Below are 17,025 nucleotides of genomic sequence, written 5' to 3' on the forward strand. Positions count from 1 at the left end.
CCTCCCGCAGTCGGCCGCCTTACGCCTGGTTGTACAGATCCCAGGCGGTGGCGCCATCGGCGCCGTCATGGATGATCGCCATCAGACCCCGCACGACGGCACTCGGATTGGCGTGCTGATAGATGTTGCGGCCATAGACCATACCCAGTGCGCCTTGCGCCATCAGCGCCGCCGACTTGTCGAACACGGCGTGCAGATCCTCCTTGCCGCCGCCGCGTACCAGCACCGGGCAGCGCGCCGCCTCAACCACGCGGTGGAAGTCATTGGAGTCGGTCGTCGGGTCTGCCTTGATGATGTCGGCGCCCATCTCGCGCGCCAGCCGCGTCAGCGTGACGATCTTCCCGGCATCGCCGTCGACCATGTAGCCGCCATGCTCGGCGACCGGCAGCATGGCCAGGGGCTCGATCATCAGCGGCATGCCGTACTTTTCGCAGTCGGCGCGCACGCGGGAGATGTTCTGAACACATTGGCGGAAGAGGTCCGGTTCGTCAGGCAGCATGAACAGGTTCACGACCACGCAGGCGGCATCCATCTCGATGGCGCCGATCAGCGGTTCGACCTCGTTTTGCAGCACCGCCCACATCGCCCGGTGGCGTACCTTGTTGTACGGGTTGCCCATGTCAATGCGCATCACCAGCGCTGGCTTGTCCTTGCCGGGCAGGTTCTGCAGCAGGTCGGCCTGGCCGTAATTCATCTGGATTGCGTCCGGCCCGGCCTTCGTCAGCTTTTCGACCACGCCGGCCATGTCTTCCAGCCCAACAAGGAAGCCCGGCTCGTTGCAGACGCCGTGATCGATGGCAACGTCGAGGCAGCGGCCATTGCCGAACAGCCGGTTCATGCGGACTTTGTTGTTCACGCGCATATTGCGCTCCTTTTGTTGTTTTCGCCGGGAAGGTTCGGCAGAGGGACGCCGTGCTGATGCTCCAGCAGCGACAGAAAGGCGGTGCGTTCGGTGTCGGCCTGAGCCGCGCTCCAGCCTTTGCAGATGGCCAGGATTGAAAGCACGGCATCGACCAGTTCGCATGTCAGATCGCCTGCTATGGCAATGGTGGTGCGACGCAGGAAAATGTCAGCCAGCGACTCGACGTGCTCACGCTCGATGATCAGCCGGATTTCGCCGGTGGAATATTCCGTGCCAGGCAACATCGGGTCCGGAACAGCCGAAATAGCCGCCGCGATTCCGGCCGCGGACGTGCCATAGCGTTCCAGCAGATTTTGTGCGCGGGGCATTGTCAATCTGTGTTCCGCCGCCAGCCTGGCGCACCAGTCGGCGGGATCGGAAGGAAAATCGCGGCCACCGCCGATGGCGAGATCCTCGGTACCGAGCGTGCGTACCAGTCCTGATCGCTCCAGCGCCATGTCGGCTGCCAGCGCGCCAAACGAGCGAAACGTCGTCCACTTGCCGCCGATCATACAGAGCGTTGCCGGCAGGTTGCCAGCCGGCTCAATGAATTCGCAGAAATGGTCGCGCGGGATGCGGCCCGTGAAACTGTCCTTGCTGGCTGGCAAAGGCCTGACGCCAGAGAAGCGGAAGACGATCTCGTGCTTGGCGATTTTGATCGATGGGAAGACAAAGGCCAGCGACTGCAGGATGTACTGGAGTTCGTCGTCCTCGCACCGCACCGTGTCAGGATCGTCGACGCGGATTTCGGTCGAGCCGATCAGGACCTTGCCGAGATAGGGAAACAGGATGCAGATGCGTCCATCCTCGTTCTCGTAATAGACCATGTTCGCATCAAGCGCGTCATGGAGCTCCTGGTTGTCGACGATCAGGTGCGAGCCTTTGGTGCCGCCCATCATGCGCGGTGCTAGCGCGCCGATCGCCTTGTTCGTCAGGTCGATCCAGCCGCCGGTGGCGTTGATGACGAGGCGGGGGCGCAGCGGCAGGGTCTCCCCCGAAACGGTATCGTTAAGCGTGAGGCCGTTTTCATCGGAGCCGATCCGCGCATAGTTGAGCGCACGCGCGGCGCGTGAAGCCGCCATCGCGTCGTTCAGCATCTCAAGGCCAAGCCGCTCGGGTCGACTCACCCAGGCGTCGTAGTAGGTCGCCGAACTGCGGGTCGCCGGATTGATGGCCGGCCACGTCTTCAGCGTTTCCTTGCGCCCTCGGAAGCGATGGGTCGGCATCAGCCGGCGCGATGCCGTGAAGACGTCATAGAGCGTCAGCCCGGCCTTGATGACGAGTGCGCCGCGCCGGCTCGGCCGCCGGGTGAGGCCAAGGAAGCGAACGGCGCCATTGGCGATGCCGGAGAAGGTGTCGAAGATCGGCACCGTCGTCGGCAGCGGCGCGACGTAGTGCGGCGCATTTCGCAAGAGCCGGTCGCGTTCCCGCAGCGATTCCTTGACCAGCTTGAACTCGCCATTCTCCAGATAGCGCAGGCCGCCATGCACCATGCGCGAAAGCGCTGCGCTGGCGCCGCTGCAATAATCGCCCTTCTCGGCGAGCAGCACGTCGACGCCTTGCAGGGCGAGCTCGCGAAAGACGCTGATGCCGTTGATGCCGCCGCCGATGATCAGCACGGCAATGTCGGGCCGCTCTCGCAGCGCGGCGAGTGTTTCGGTGCGCTTCATTGCGGAAATGCCTCGTTTGCTCAGGCAGCCATCTGGGAGAGATGCATGGCTATCGCTGTGTCGATGGCGGCCAACTCATCGCGGCTGAGCCTGATCTCGCCGGCGCGCGCATTGTCGAGCGCCTGATCGGCGTTGCGGGCGCCGCATAGCGCAAAGGTGATGCCTGGCTGCGCCAGGGTCCAAGCAATCACGATCTGCGCCATCGAGGCTTCGTGCCGTTCGGCGGTCGGGCGGATGGCCTGCTTGAGCGCAGCCACCTTCTGCCGGTTCCCAGCCGAGAACCGCGGATTGTCCTTGCGCTGGTCGTCGCCGGTGAAACTGCGTCCCGGATCGACCGAACCAGTGAGCAGGCCGAGCGCCAGCGAGGAGTAGCTCAGCGTCGCCACATCGTGCCTGCGCGTGATCGGCAACAGCGTGCCTTCGATCTCGCGGTCGATCATCGAATAGCGTTCCTGGATGGCGTCGAGCTGCCCGGCGGCGACATAGTGCTCGAGGTCAAGGGCGCTGACATTGCTTGCGCCGATCGCCCTGATCTTGCCGGACGCCTTCAGCTTCTCCAATGCCGCAACCGTCTCGGCAATCGGCGTGGTCGGGTCCTGCCAGTGGGTGATGTAGAGGTCGATGTAGTCCGTGCCGAGCCGCTTCAGGCTCTGTTCCACCTCATAGGTGATGCCGTCGGCGCCGAGATAGCGGTGCACCGGCTTGTCATCCTGGTCGAAGAAGTGGTTGCCCTTGCCGGAATGCCAGTTCAGCCCGCATTTGGTGGCGACCACCACCTTGTCGCGCATGCCCTTGATCGCCTTGCCGACGATTTCTTCGCTGCGACCGAGGCCATAGGCAGGCGCGGTGTCGATCAGGCTGACGCCGGCGTCGATGGAGGCTTCGATGGCGCGGATCGAGGCTTGCTCGTCGGTGCCGCCCCACATCCAGCCGCCGATCGCCCAGGTGCCGAGACCAACGGCGGATGCCTGGATACCGGACGCGCCGATCGCACGCAGGATTTGTTCTGAACTCATGCTGCCTCTCTTTCGGCAAGGTCGAGAATGCCAAGGCCGGTGGCCTCGTCGGTTACGATGATGTCGAGATGATTGCCGCGCATGGCGCTGAGGATCGGCGCGATCTTGCTCGGCCCGCTGGCGACGCCGATGGAGCGCGGAATGGTGGCGAATTCGTCAAGGGTGAGCGACACCAGCGAGCGGTTGAGCGTGTAGTCGCTGAGCTTTCCGTTTCGATCGATCAGGTGTGCCAGCAATTCGCCGGATGCGCCCGAGCGTTGGATTGCCTGGCGGTCGGCGCTGGAGGAGGGATGCAGGTCGTAATAGCTGGAATCGTCGGTCAGGATCGAACCGACGCCGACCACCGCGACATCGGCCTCGCGCGCCCGGCGAAACACGTCCGCCACCGCGCGCACGCCCATCAGCATCTCGCGCTGTTCCGGCGTGTCGGCAAACAGCGGCGCATGGATCTGGTAGGCCCGGCCGCCCAGCCTGTCGGCCATCAGCGAGGCGACGTGATTGACGTCGGTGTAGTGTTTGCCCTGCACGAGCCCGGTCGCCGGAATGACTTCGACATCATAGCTGCGGCCGGGCTTCAGCCCGGCGACCAGCGCGCTGACGCCCTTGCCTCCGGTGATCGAAATGGTGTCGCCGTCCTTGATCGTTTCGAGCAGAAGGTTGGCCGCCGCTTCGCCGACCCGCAGCAGTGCCGTCTGCGGGTTTCCCGAGACTGTCGGCACCACAACCGCACGCTCGATGCCGCCGAGCCCCACCAGCCGCGCTTCGAGGTCGACCAGATGGTCAATCGGCGACTTGATCTTGATCTCGACCAGGCCGAGCTGGTGGCCGCGCTTGATCAGACGGTTGACGGTGGCGTGCGAGATGCCGAGTTCCCTGGCGATCTCGGCCTGCGTCTTGCCCTCCATATAGTGGAGGACAAGCGCCTGATGCATCTGGCGGACGGTCGAGATGTCGTCGCGTGTGTTTGGGGGTGCCATGATTGCTCTATCGTCTCGAACTCAGGACTTCTTACGGTGCAGGAAATGGTCGGCCGACACCGCCGCCAGGAGGATGCAGCCTTTGATCATGTCCTGCCAGTAGACTGAGATGTCGAGCAGGATCAGCGAACTGGTGACAACCGACAACAGCGCCATGCCCAGGATGGCGCCGAAGATCGTGCCCGAGCCGCCCTTGAGCGAGGCGCCGCCGATGACGGCCGCCGCGATCACGTTGAGTTCCATGCCAGCGCCGAAGGTCGGCGTGGCGGCGCCGAAACGCGCCATGTAGATCACACCCGCAAAGCCGGAGAGCGTCGCGCACAGCACCGTCACCCAGAACTTCACCTGGTTGGTCTTGATGCCGGAGAACTGCGCCGCCTTCTCGTTCGAGCCGGTATAGAACACCTTGCGGAAGGCGGTGGCGCGCCGGAGCAGGAAATCGAAGATCGCCACCACGACCACGAAGATGATGATGACATAGGGCACGCCCTGGAAGTTGCCCTGGCCGATCGCCTTGAACTCCGGCGGCAGCGTGAACAACGACAGTGGCGTACCCTTGGTGATGACCAGGCACAGGCCACGCACGATCACCATCGCCGCCAGCGAGGTGATGAAATGGTTTAGCCCCACGACCGTCACGAAGAAACCCATCACCGCGCCGATCAGCGCGCTCACCGCAATGCCGATCAGGCTCGCAGTCCAGGGATCCAGCCCGGCCAGGAACAGCGCCCCCGAAACCACCATCGAGAAGCAGACGACCGAGCCCACGGACAGGTCGATGCCGCCGACGATCAGCAGGATGGTCATGCCGACGACGACGATGCCCTCGATCGAAAAGCTCATCAGCATGGCGCGGAAGTTGCCCCAGGTGAGGAAATGCGGCGAGGCGAAGCTCATGGCGATGCAGAGCGCCAGGATGATCGCGATCAGGCCGGCTTCACGCATCGAGGCGAGCCGGGCGAAGCTGACACGTCGGCTGGCATCCGCCGCCTTGATCTCGGCAAGCATCGTGGTTTCTCCCGCGCTAGGCGACATTCTGGGCCTGCCCCTCATACGCCGCGTTCGGTTGCACGCCGGAAGCCAGCATGATGATCGTTTCCTCGTCGAGTTGACCCGTTTCGAGCTCGCCGGCGATGCGGCCTTCGCGCACCACAGCCACCCGGTCGCACAGACCGATGAGTTCGGGCAGTTCCGATGAGATCATGATGATGCCGACGCCCTGATTGGCGAGTTCTCTCAGCAGGCGATGAATCTCGACCTTGGCGCCGACATCGATGCCGCGCGTCGGCTCGTCCATGATAATGACCTTCGGTGCAACCGAAAGCTGCTTGGCAATCGCCACCTTCTGCTGGTTTCCGCCAGAAAGCGTCGATACGGCCGCATCGATGCCGGCCATGCGCACGCCGAGCTGCTTGGCTAGGCTGGTCGCCTGATCTGCTTCGGCGTGGCGGTCGAGCAGGCCGAAACGGCCGGTGAGCTTGCCGAGGTCGAGTGCCGATACATTGGCCGCGATCGACAGATCGAGGAAGACGCCGGAACCCTTGCGATCCTCGGAGAGATAGACGAGGCCAGCGCGCACGGCATCGGCATAGCTGCGGATCGCAACGTCTTTTCCGTCGAGTACGACGTTGCCGGCGGTCGCAGGCCTCAGCCCGCAGATCGTCTGCGCGATCTCGCTGCGGCCAGCGCCGATGAGGCCGCCGATGCCGAGAATTTCACCAGCCCGCAATTCGAGATCGACATTGGCGAAACGGGTACCATCCGAAAGGCCCCTCACCGAGAGCAATGCGCGGCCAGGCCTTGCATTGGCAGGAAGCTTGTCGGGATAGAGCTGAGTGATCTCGCGGCCGACCATCTTGCGGACCACGTCGTTGGGCGACGTCGCCTCGATGGCCTCGGTCGCGACATAGCGCCCGTCGCGGAAGACGGTGACTCGGTCGCACAGCGAAAAGATCTCGGCCATGCGATGGCTGATGTAGATGACGGAAATGCCGCGCTGCTTCAGCCCGCGCACGATTGCGAACAGGCGCTGCGCTTCGGTTTCGGTCAGTGCCGCGGTCGGTTCGTCGAGGATCAGCACCTTGCAGTCGAGCGTCAGTGCCTTGGCGATCTCGACCAATTGCTGGCTGGAAATGGAAAGGTCCGCGACCTTGGTGCGCACCGCAATAGGCGCAAGCCGGTTCATCGCCTTCTCGGCGTCTGCATGGACCTGCTGGAAATTCATCAGCGGCGCGCGCCGGGCGTTGATCGCCGCCATGCAGATGTTCTCGGCTACCGTCGCATCCTGGCAGAGCGCGATTTCCTGATGCACCAGCGCGATGCCCATCTTCTGCGCCGCCGCGGGCGATGCGATCGTCACCGGCTTGCCGTCGATCAGTATGTCGCCCTCGTCCGGCTGCAGGATGCCGCCGATCATGTTCATCAGCGTCGACTTGCCGGCGCCGTTCTCTCCGCACAGCGCATGGACCTCGCCGCGGCGCAGCTCGAACTGCACGCCGCTCAGCGCCTGGACCGACCCGAACGCCTTGGAAAGGTTGCGGATCTGAAGGACGGGCGCGTCGCTCACGCCATGCTCCTGCGAAAAGAGTTCTGAAGGGGGCCGGAAGGGAAGCCCCCCTTCCGGCTCTGATGTCGGCTCGGCTCGAGACTACTCCTCGATGCCCTTGGTGCCACGCCGCTTGAGATATTTGTCCCAATAGAAATCGTCGGCATTGTCCTTGGTCACGATCGAGAAGCCATTGTCGACGAACGGCACCTTCATCGCGTTGGCGCCGGCGCGCTTGGCGTCGTTCATCGGGTCGATCAGCCCAGGATGCTTGGCCAGCCACAGAAGCATGAAGCCCATATAGCCCTGCATGCCCTGATTGGGGTTGACCGAGCCGAAGATCTCGCCGGCCTTGATCATGTCGAGGATCTTGGCATTGACGTCGGCCAGCATGACCTTGATCTTGCCGCCGCCTTCCTTGGCCGCTTGTGCTGCGCCGATCGCCGAATTGGCTTCCGGCATGAAGACGGCGCCGAGATCGGGATGGGCCTGGGCGAGGCTGAGCACCGCCTGATAGGCCTTGGTCGGGTCCTGGTTGGACGCGGCGCGGCCGGCCAGCTTCATGTCAGGCCATTTGGCCTCCATGCGGGCGATGAAGGCCGAGACGCGCTTGTCGTGATTGTCCTGGCCGGGGTTCTCGAGAACGGCATATTCGCCCTTGCCACCCATCGCCTCGGCGACGGCATCGGCGGTATAGGTGCCTTCGGCGACGTTGTCGGAGGTGACGTAGGAGACGCGCTTGGAGTTGGGCGAGTCGGCGGCGAAAGTCACCACTGCGGTGCCGCCGTCGATGGCGCGGTTGATCGGCTCGATGAACGGATCGGAATTCATCGGATGCACCAGGATGCCGGCCGGCTTCTGCGCCAATGCCTGGTCGAAAGTGGCGATCTGCTTGTTCACGTCATATTCCGGCGTGCCGGTATATTCGGTCTCACAGCCGAACTGCTGCCCGGCCTGCTTGAACATTTCATAGACCGGGAACCAATATTCGACGCCCGAGACCATGACGTTCATGACATACTTTTCACCCGGCTCGCATTTGAACGGGTTGGCGGTTTCGGCGCGGGCCTGGGTCGAGACCAAGATGGTCGACGCAGCCGCTGCCTTGGCGAGCGTGCTCAGAAATTTGCGCAAGATTCCTCCCTTGGCCGAAGCCATGCTCAATGACAATCGCGAACGCCGCAGCGTCTCGCTGTCTGGATTGATTGACGCCGGACATCCTCCAGAAACCCGACGCCCCGACAATTACCGGCTTTTCCAGCGCTGTCAATAAAATTCACTATATGAAATATATTTCAATATGGTAGCTGGCGACGCTGTTCAGAAGCCCAATGCGCACCTTAGACGCAGCGGCACGACCAGGCGAATATGAGTGCCTTAAGCGTCCTCTTTGTGCCTCCGTTGCTCCATTCGCCGATCTGCCGCTCGTCCACAAAATGCAAACGGGCAACCGCTTGCCTATTTGGTATGCTGGTATGCTGGAGCGACCATCCACCATTTCAAACTGTACACTGAAGGACATCGCGTGCCGCCCGGCGAGGTCTACGCCGCCGTCGAGGCGCCCAAAGGGAGTTCGGCGTCTATCTGGTTTCGGACGGGAGCAATGTTCCCTATCGGTGCTAGATGCCTGCGCCGCAGCGAAACAGGCATGCCGCTCCAATTTGTGGCTCTGATTGAATGACCACCGCATGCGGACGGCGGCCATTTCCGTCGCATGCGAAACTCAAAGGACCATCGGTCGCAGCCAGGCGCTGCCAGCGCCCGTGCGGCAGCAATTCCTCATTGCAGGGCGACCATGACGCATTCAGCGTGCGCTTCGGCGCAGTTAGCGTCTTTTTTCTTTCGCGTTCGATCCACTATCCGCCCCCCGCCCTGGAAAACAGATAGGCAGATCATCATGAACATCGCGCAGATGCAGGAACAGCGACTGAAGTCACTCCAACTGACCAGATCGGTCGCGCCAAAATTGCCGTCGAACCCGTTCTTCGGTGTCGGCCCGATCACCGATGCAACTACCGACGAAGTGGACAGCCGCCTGCGGCGCATCGCCTTCGACGCCTGGATCGAGAAGACCTATCGCAAGTTCGACGACAGGGGTGACGACATCGGTGGCTTCACCACCGCCGAGATTTCCCGCAGCATGCACCGCGGCTATCCGGCGGACAAAATCCTGACCGACATGATGCGGGCGATCCATCGCTATTTCCACTTCCCGAAGACGAACCGCATGGCAGTGGGACTCGGCGGTGGCCACAGCGGCTTCACTGTCTGCGTCCAGCACCTGATGAACGCCAACGACGCCTCCCAACGCGTCTATGTCGATACGCCGAAGCCAGAGAGCGATCTATCCAGGGCCGCCGGCTTCTTCCGCCAGTCCTGGGCCACCCAGCTGATCGAGATGCAGCGTTTCGCCGAAAAAGGCTGCGAGAGCCGTATTCATTTCGCCGTCTCTGAAGGCGTGATCCCGACGGCGACCGGGCTCTCCACCCTCGGCGTCTCGATCTTCGTCGGTGTCGGCCACGAGACGACGGGGGCAAATGCCTATACCAGCGCCGAGATCAACGAACTGCTGAGCTGGATAGACGGCGATCCGGCAAACCGCCATGCGGTGTTCGATGCCACCTCGATGCTCGGTGCCATGCCGTGGGAGCCCGAACTCGTCGACGCCGTGATGGCGAAGTGCTGCCTGTTCATGCCGTTCCAGAAGGCGATCGGCGGGGTGTCCGGCTATTTTGTCGCCTCCTTCACCCCGCACGCCCTGGCACTGATCGAGAAGAACCAGCAAAATCCCGCCTGGGCGATCCCGCGCCAGCTGAAGATCGCGCCGCCGATCGACCCGAAGCTACCGCTTTCGGCCAAGCGCTCCGTAGATGCGGGGCCATTCTACGACGCCGCAGAAGACCGCATGCTCGGCGGCGTCATCAATACCTACAGCGCGCTTGCCTTTGCCGAGACCACCTTCGGCCTTTTGCAGTCGGAGGCTCGGGTCGGCTCTGTCGTCGACCTCAACCGCCGTTCCGCCACCAATCGCGAGGTGATTGACGAGTGGGTCAAGTCGCACCCGATACTATCGGTGACAGTCACCGATGCCGAACGGCGCGGCGCGGCGGTAACACTCCTCAAGGTCGAGGACGACGGCATCACCGACTCCGGCATCCACGCCCGCATCATCGCCCGGTCGAAACAACTGCTCGGCTATGAGGGCATCACCCATCCGAACGGCGAATATGAGCCCGGCCTCGACGCGGCCCGCTATGTCAATGCCTTCCCGGGAACGCCAGGCGACTATCGCGCCTGGGTCGGTGGTATCCGCGAGCCCGAAGATATCGTCGCGCTGCTGGAGAACCTGCAATACGCCTATCTGCGCGCCAAGATCGTCGTTCTCGAAGAGGAACTGGCGAAGAACGGCGTCACTTTCGAGGCCGAGGCCGATACAGGCGACGGCGTCCGCAAGGACGACCCCGCGCGCGCCTATGCGGTGCTGATCGCCGATCTGGTCGGCCTGCGCTTCGGCGCCGACGGCCAGCCGGATCACAGCGAGATAAAGGCCTATATCGAGGAGAAGGGGGGTGTCTTCCACCCCGGACCGCTCGGCGAACGGTCGGCGCTTGAGAAGGGCCGCATCCATTTCTTCTACCAGCCCAATTTGAGTACCGAGGCGGAGATCCTTCCACAGACCGACAAGGGCCAGTACGACGCGCTGATCGCGGCGGCGACCTTCATCCCGAAGGCCTCCGTATTCCCGCTCGGCGGCGTCCGCATTGGCGCCGGCACCGGCAACATGGGCTCGGCCTCCTGGGGCGGCGGCAATGGCGAGGGCGGCGAAGCGCCATTGATGAACACGCCGGGCATCAACAGCCGGGCGACCGCCCAGATGGCGATGAAGGCGATTTTGAGAGTTGTTCCGGATCTGCCGGTCGACAGGCTGCACCAGATGGTCGCCGGCGGCGACTTCGACACCGGCCGACAGCTCAAGGACTTTCCGACCGCCAAGCTCGAGGGCCGCAAGATAGCGGTTCTCGGCTACGGCAACATCGGCCGCGAAGTCGCCAAGCTGGCCAAGGCCTTCGGCATGAAGGTGGCGATCTACGCCCGCGAGCATCACAAGCGCTGGATCGAGGCGGAAGGCTTCGAACATGCCGCAAGTCCGGTTGCCGCGGCAACCGGCGCGGACGTGCTCTCCGTCCATATCGGTCTCGGCCGCCTGGATGCGGCGAGAGGCGTCTATTCCAACGCCGGAACCGTCGATGCGAAGGTGTTCGACGCGATGACCGACGGCGCGGTGCTGGTCAATTACGACCGGGGCGAGGTCGTCGATGCGGCCGCGCTCGACAAGGCGCTGTCGTCGGGCAAGATCGCGCACGCGGCGATTGACGCCGATCTCTTCAAAGACGCCGCGACCGGCGGACTCAGCGGGCCCATGCTTCCTTACCTGCCGCTCGAAGAGCGCCATAAGGGCAGGCTGGAGCTGCTGCCGCACGCCGCCGCCGACACCGACCATCCCTCCCGGGTGACCGGTGCAAAGCAGGCAGTCGACCAGGTCTTCGACGTCATCCGTTTCAAGTCGGTCACCAATCTCAAGGGAGATCTGCCGGAGGGTTATGTGTCGGCCGGCAGCCGCACGCCCGCCGGCATCGGCAAGGTGACGAAGCAGGTGGTTGCCGAAGTCGGCGGCAAGGCGGAGCTCCTGGACGAACTGCGGCAGGCCTCGGAAAAGGTCGCAGCGATCCTGGGTGCACTTTCCTCCGTTTCCGATCCGGATCATCGCGATCGGATCATCGATCGCTACACCGGGCTGCTTGTCGAAAGTGCCGACCGGCAACGGGAGCTGCTCGATCAGTTCGGGCTCTACGGGCCAGCGGAGGGGTGAGCTTGTCGCAGGCTGTTGCCGGGTCGCGCTGTAGGCTCAGACGCCTGCGCGGGGCCGGCGCCGCGCTTGCTCAGCCGGTCCGCGATGAGCCAAATCGTCGGACGGGCTTACATGATCGAACGCCATCTCGGAGGGTTGCGCTCCCGGTATGCCTCACGTCGTTCGGAGCCGCGGTCGTGGACGAGATGAACCGGATAGGCATGTTCGTTGATGTCAGTCATTGCTCCTATCGAACGTCGATGGATGTGATGCAGCGGTCATCCCAGCCAGTCATCTTCTCCCACTCGAATCCGCGCGCGCTCGTTAACCATCAGCGCAACATCACTGATGACCAGATCCGGGCCTGTGCTGCGACCGGTGGCTTGGTCGGGGTCGTCGGGCTCGAGAATTTCCTCGGCGACGCCTCACCGGAAACCCTCAGCGATCATATCTGCTATCTCTCAGACCTGATCGGGCCAAAACATGTCGGGATATCGCTGGATCACTCGTTCCCAGTCGATGTGCCGGAAGCCAACGAGATGTACCAGAGATTTCCGCAATATTGGCTCGCGTCACAGGGATATCTGAAGCCCAATCGTTCGCAGATGCATCCCTCCGATCTTAAGAAGGTCGCATCGATCTTGATCGGACGCGGAATGTCCGATCGCGACGTCAACGCAATCTTTGGTGGAAACTTTTTGAGGCTGGCCGCTCATATCTGGCGCTGAAACAGCGCCCTTGCATGTTTCGCACGTCGACGAGACTGTCGAGGCTAGCCAAAGCCTGGCGGCGATCAAGGCGGGCTGCTGATTTCGGCGCGTCTCGCCGGCGCGGCCTAAACCCTTCCCCTTCATCGTCCTTCGCATTCTCCATCTGAATTCTTGAACAGCGTTCATTTTTCCCTTGAACGCCGTTCACAATGTGCTATGTTGCATTCATGAACAAGGTTCATGGAGGAAGGCGACCGCCGGCTAAAGCGTACCGGTCAGGAGCGGTGCCGACGCCGTGCTCGGACGGCTGGCGAAGACGACGAAGCCGGCCTGATTGTTTCCGGCCTGAAACAGGCCAGCGCCGACCCAACTTAACCCTGAAACGAAAGGATCATATCGATGCAAAGCTATGCTCCCAACCATTCAAGCACCTGGAAAACGCCCGTCGCCATCACCAAGGCATTGCGTGACGCGGAGGAAGCGGGGCGGTTCATCAGCAGGTTGAAAGACGCCAAGACCGAAAAGCTGCGGATGGATATCAACCGCAGTAACGAAGTGTAATCCGGTTCCCGCTAACAACGAGGCTCAAACCGCGCAAGCAACCGCTCGATCCATTCGGATTGCTCGATAGCCTTGCCCAATGGAAATTGCCATGAACAACCATCTGATGACGTCACGGCGCTTCGCACCTCTCTTCTGGACGCAATTCCTCTCGGCCTTCAATGACAATTTCCTGAAGAACACGCTGGTGTTCCTCATCCTGTTCACGCTGGCGGCGGACAAGGCGGCGTCATTGGTAACGCTCGCGGGAGCTGTTTTCATGGCCCCCTTCCTGCTTCTGTCCGCACTTGGCGGTGAGATCGCCGACCGCTTCGACAAGGCTGCCGTGGCGCGCAAGCTGAAGCTCGTCGAGATCGGCGCCGCCCTGGTGGCGGTCATCGGCATCGCGCTGTCGTCGATCCCGGTGCTGATGACGGCGCTGTTCCTGTTCGGCGTCATTTCGGCGCTGTTTGGCCCGATCAAATACGGCATCCTGCCGGATCACCTCGAGCGCAAGGAACTGCCCCGCGCCAATGCCTGGATCGAGTCGGCCACCTTCGCCGCCATCCTCGGCGGCACGATCGTCGGCGGCATTGTCTCGGCCGACGGCATCGGCGTCGCCGTGTTCGGTCCGATGATGATGATCCTGGCGATCGGTTGCTGGTTCGTCAGCCGCTACATCCCGGCGACCGGATCGGCAGCACCGAACCTGGTGATCGACAAGAACGTCCTGCGCTCCACCTGGCGGCTGGTCAGCGAGTTGCGCACCAATCAGCGCATCTGGCGGGCGGCGCTGATGGCGTCATGGTTCTGGCTGGTCGGGGCCATCATCCTTTCCATCCTGCCCCCAATGGTCAAGGATTCGCTCGGCGGCACCGAAATCGCCGTAACCGCCTATCTCGCCGTCTTCGCGGTCGCCGTCGCCATCGGCTCGGCCATTGCCGCGTGGATGTCACAAGGGCGCATGGTGCTGTTGCCCGCCCCGGTCGGCACGGCCCTGATGGCCGTGTTCGGACTTGATCTCGGCTGGAGTGTCTGGGGCCTGCAGGCCTCTGACCAGGCGCAGACGCTCAGCGCCTTCTTTGCCGGCCACAACACCATCCGTGTCGCCATCGACCTGGCCGGCCTGGCGATTGCCGGCGCCTTCCTCGTCGTGCCGACCTTTGCGGCGGTGCAGGCTTGGGCGCCGGAGGATCGCCGTGCCCGTGTCGTCGCCGCGGTCAACGTCGTCAGCGCCGGCTTCATGACCATAGGCGGCGGTCTTGTCGCCGCCATCCAGGCAGCCGGTGTCTCCATTGCAGGCGTGCTGTTCGGCCTCGCCGTGATCAATGCCGTCGCCGCATGGCTGATGCTGAAATATTTGCCGACGAATCCTTTCCGCGATTTTGTCTCCATCCTGTTCCGCGCCTTCCATCATTTGGAGGTGGAGGGGCTAGATAACCTCAAGGCTGCTGGTCCGGCACCCATCCTGGCGCTCAACCATGTCAGCTTCCTCGACGGTCCGCTGGCCTTGACGCTGACCGATGAGGAGCCGGTCTTCGCCATCGACCACACCATCGCCCAGGCTTGGTGGATGAAACCATTCCTGAAGCTCGCCCGCGCTCTGCCGCTCAATCCGGCCAAGCCGATGTCGACCCGCACACTGATCAAGATCGTGCAAGGCGGCGATCCGCTGGTCATCTTCCCCGAAGGCCGCATCACCGTCACCGGCGGCCTGATGAAGGTCTATGACGGCGCCGCGATGGTCGCCGACAAGACCGGCTCGATGGTGGTACCGGTCCGCATCGAAGGGCTGGAGAAGAGCTATTTTTCGCGGCTGACGTCCCTGCATGTGCGCCGCCGCCTGTTCCCGAAGGTCAAGGTGACCATTCTGGAGCCGGTGAAGCTCGAAGTTGCGCAGGAGCTGAAGGGCCGCAAGCGCCGCGCCGCGGCGGGTGCCGCCCTCTATCAGGTGATGTCGGACCTCGTCTTCCGCACCCAGGACATTGACAAGACCGTGCTGGAAAAGATCATCCAGACGGCGAACGAGCGCGGCATGAAAAAGCTTGCCGTGGAGGACCCGGTCACCGGTTCACTGAGCTACGGCAAGCTGCTGACGGGTGCCGCGGTGCTCGGCGAGAAGTTCGAACACCTCTATGCCGGCCAGCAGACACTCGGCGTCATGCTGCCCAACGCCAACGGCGCATGCGCAACGCTGCTCGGCGTCATGTCGGCCGGCAAGGTTCCGGCGATGATCAACTTCACCGCCGGTGCCGCGAACATCCTGTCCGCCTGCAAGGCCGCCGACGTGCGGACAGTGCTCACCTCGCGCGCCTTTGTCGAACAGGCAAAGCTCGGCGCGGTCGTCGAGGAACTCGGCCGCGCGGTCGATATCGTCTGGCTTGACGATCTGCGCGCCACCATCGGCCTCAAGGACAAGCTGCTAGGCCTGCTGCGCAAGAGCACGCCGCGGGTCGCTCGCAAGCCCGACGACGCGGCGGTGATCCTGTTCACCTCCGGTTCCGAAGGCACGCCCAAGGGCGTGGTGCTCACCCACCGCAACATCCTGGCCAATGCCGCCCAGGCCGCCTCGCGCATCGACTTCCATTCGGGCGACAAGGTCTTCAACATCCTGCCGATCTTCCATTCCTTCGGCATGACGGCGGGCACGGTGCTGCCGCTGATCTCCGGCGTGCCGGTCTATTTCTACCCCTCGCCGCTGCACTACCGCATCGTGCCGGAACTGGTTTACGCGTCGAACGCGACGATCATCTTCGGCACCGACACGTTCCTCTCAGGCTATGCGCGCACGGCTCATCCTTACGACTTCCGTTCAGTGCGCTACTGCTTTGCCGGCGCCGAGCCGGTCAAGGCCGCGACCCGCATGACCTATATGGAAAAGTTCGGCCTGCGCATCCTGGAGGGCTACGGCGTGACCGAAGCAGCACCTGTGATCTCCATCAACACGCCGATGTACAACAGGTCTGGCAGCGTCGGCAAAATCATGCCCGGCATGGAATATCGCCTGGATCCGGTGCCCGGCGTCGATGATGGCGGACGGCTCTACGTGCGCGGCCCCAATGTCATGTCGGGCTATCTGCGCACCGAAAAACCCGGTGTGCTCGAGCCGCTGGAAGACGGCTGGCATGACACCGGCGACGTCGTCACCGTCGACGAGGCAGGCTTCATCACCATTCGCGGCCGCGCCAAGCGCTTCGCCAAGATCGGCGGCGAGATGATCTCGCTGGCTGCCGTGGAAGTGCTGGCCGGCGAATTGTGGAAGGGGTCGCTGTCGGCCGTCGCCACCGTGCCGGATGCCCGCAAGGGTGAAAAGCTGATCCTCATCACCGAGGCAGCCAACGCCACGCGCGCCGAATTCCTGGCCTTCGCCAAGGCCAACGGTGCCATGGACCTGATGGTGCCGGCCGAAGTGCGCATCGTTCAGAAAGTGCCGGTGCTCGGTTCCGGCAAGCTCGACTTCGCCGGCGTGACCAAGATGGTGCGCAGCGAAGAAGACATGAAGATCAAGGCTGCTTGATCCGGACAGATGGACGGGCCGGCGCAAATCGCCGGCCCCCGTTCATGCAATCGCTCAGCCTTGGCGATGACCGCATCGGCAAATTGCCATCACCAGGCCCCAGAGCCTAGGTTAGCAACGAGCCTTAATTCCAAATTGCACGCTTGTTCAAAGATCAGCGAATGCGCAACCCGGGCCCAAATTCATTCACGCTTTTGCGGGCGAAGACAGGAGAGGCATGGAAAAGCGTATTTGCCAGCCGAGGTGGAGGCGCCCAGCTTCTTGATGGGCCAGTCGAAATCGCTGCCGCGGCCGTGGCCG

General features: G+C 63.0%; 11 protein-coding genes and 1 pseudogene. 5 read left to right on the forward strand and 7 right to left on the reverse strand.

The window, feature by feature from the left end; all coding sequences use genetic code 11:
• Positions 1-19 precede the first annotated feature (19 nt).
• The 7 genes from D3227_RS08820 to D3227_RS08850 form a co-directional block, all read right to left on the reverse strand.
• Positions 20-862, reverse strand: a complete 843-nt coding sequence (locus D3227_RS08820; protein ID WP_120013738.1) for a class I fructose-bisphosphate aldolase — start codon at positions 860-862, stop codon at positions 20-22.
• Positions 853-2,571, reverse strand: coding sequence for a glycerol-3-phosphate dehydrogenase/oxidase (locus D3227_RS08825; RefSeq protein WP_120013739.1), 1,719 nt, complete (start codon positions 2,569-2,571; stop codon positions 853-855). Before D3227_RS08825 ends, D3227_RS08820 begins: the two co-directional genes overlap by 10 nt.
• A gap of 20 nt (positions 2,572-2,591) precedes the next feature.
• Positions 2,592-3,587, reverse strand: a complete 996-nt coding sequence (locus D3227_RS08830; RefSeq protein WP_120013740.1) for an aldo/keto reductase — start codon at positions 3,585-3,587, stop codon at positions 2,592-2,594.
• Positions 3,584-4,564 carry a sugar-binding transcriptional regulator gene (locus tag D3227_RS08835; protein WP_120013741.1) on the reverse strand — a complete coding sequence of 327 codons (981 nt, stop codon included), beginning with the start codon at positions 4,562-4,564 and terminating at the stop codon, positions 3,584-3,586. The genes D3227_RS08830 and D3227_RS08835 overlap by 4 nt, the downstream gene beginning before the upstream one ends.
• Positions 4,565-4,585: 21 nt before the next feature.
• Positions 4,586-5,572 (reverse strand): ABC transporter permease, encoded by a 987-nt coding sequence (locus D3227_RS08840; RefSeq protein WP_120013742.1) that lies wholly within the window; start codon positions 5,570-5,572, stop codon positions 4,586-4,588.
• 16 nt (positions 5,573-5,588) lie between these two features.
• Positions 5,589-7,130: a sugar ABC transporter ATP-binding protein gene (locus tag D3227_RS08845; protein WP_120013743.1), complete on the reverse strand. Its 1,542-nt coding sequence runs from the start codon at positions 7,128-7,130 to the stop codon at positions 5,589-5,591.
• An 81-nt stretch (positions 7,131-7,211) separates the two neighbouring features.
• Entirely contained in the window at positions 7,212-8,243 is a 1,032-nt protein-coding gene (locus D3227_RS08850; RefSeq protein ID WP_120013825.1) for a substrate-binding domain-containing protein, read from the reverse strand.
• A gap of 349 nt (positions 8,244-8,592) precedes the next feature.
• Here D3227_RS08850 and D3227_RS08855 point away from each other — a divergent pair.
• From D3227_RS08855 to D3227_RS08870, 5 genes and pseudogenes are all read left to right on the forward strand, one after another.
• A pseudogene (locus D3227_RS08855) lies at positions 8,593-8,729 on the forward strand (NADH-quinone oxidoreductase subunit D-related protein); the annotation flags it as partial.
• 274 nt (positions 8,730-9,003) lie between these two features.
• Positions 9,004-11,979 (forward strand): NAD(P)-dependent oxidoreductase, encoded by a 2,976-nt coding sequence (locus D3227_RS08860; protein WP_120013826.1) that lies wholly within the window; start codon positions 9,004-9,006, stop codon positions 11,977-11,979.
• Complete coding sequence (locus D3227_RS08865) at positions 11,976-12,686, forward strand: dipeptidase (protein ID WP_120013744.1); 711 nt, start codon at positions 11,976-11,978, stop codon at positions 12,684-12,686. The genes D3227_RS08860 and D3227_RS08865 overlap by 4 nt, the downstream gene beginning before the upstream one ends.
• A gap of 381 nt (positions 12,687-13,067) precedes the next feature.
• Entirely contained in the window at positions 13,068-13,229 is a 162-nt protein-coding gene (locus D3227_RS41530) for a hypothetical protein (protein WP_167480653.1), read from the forward strand.
• A 91-nt stretch (positions 13,230-13,320) separates the two neighbouring features.
• Positions 13,321-16,725, forward strand: coding sequence for an acyl-[ACP]--phospholipid O-acyltransferase (locus D3227_RS08870; protein ID WP_120013827.1), 3,405 nt, complete (start codon positions 13,321-13,323; stop codon positions 16,723-16,725).
• Positions 16,726-17,025: the final 300 nt, after the last annotated feature.

It is taken from the genome of Mesorhizobium waimense (genome assembly GCF_003601975.1).
Classification (GTDB): Bacteria; Pseudomonadota; Alphaproteobacteria; order Rhizobiales; family Rhizobiaceae; genus Mesorhizobium; species Mesorhizobium waimense.

What these genes read in the sequence shown, in the direction of transcription:
- D3227_RS08825 (WP_120013739.1), bottom strand. Translation starts at nt 2,571, where the DNA reads ATGAAGCGCACCGAAACACTCGCCGCGCTGCGAGAGCGGCCCGACATT.
- D3227_RS41530 (WP_167480653.1), top strand. Translation starts at nt 13,068, where the DNA reads ATGCAAAGCTATGCTCCCAACCATTCAAGCACCTGGAAAACGCCCGTC.
- D3227_RS08840 (WP_120013742.1), bottom strand. Translation starts at nt 5,572, where the DNA reads ATGCTTGCCGAGATCAAGGCGGCGGATGCCAGCCGACGTGTCAGCTTC.
- D3227_RS08830 (WP_120013740.1), bottom strand. Translation starts at nt 3,587, where the DNA reads ATGAGTTCAGAACAAATCCTGCGTGCGATCGGCGCGTCCGGTATCCAG.
- D3227_RS08835 (WP_120013741.1), bottom strand. Translation starts at nt 4,564, where the DNA reads ATGGCACCCCCAAACACACGCGACGACATCTCGACCGTCCGCCAGATG.
- D3227_RS08870 (WP_120013827.1), top strand. Translation starts at nt 13,321, where the DNA reads ATGAACAACCATCTGATGACGTCACGGCGCTTCGCACCTCTCTTCTGG.
- D3227_RS08820 (WP_120013738.1), bottom strand. Translation starts at nt 862, where the DNA reads ATGCGCGTGAACAACAAAGTCCGCATGAACCGGCTGTTCGGCAATGGC.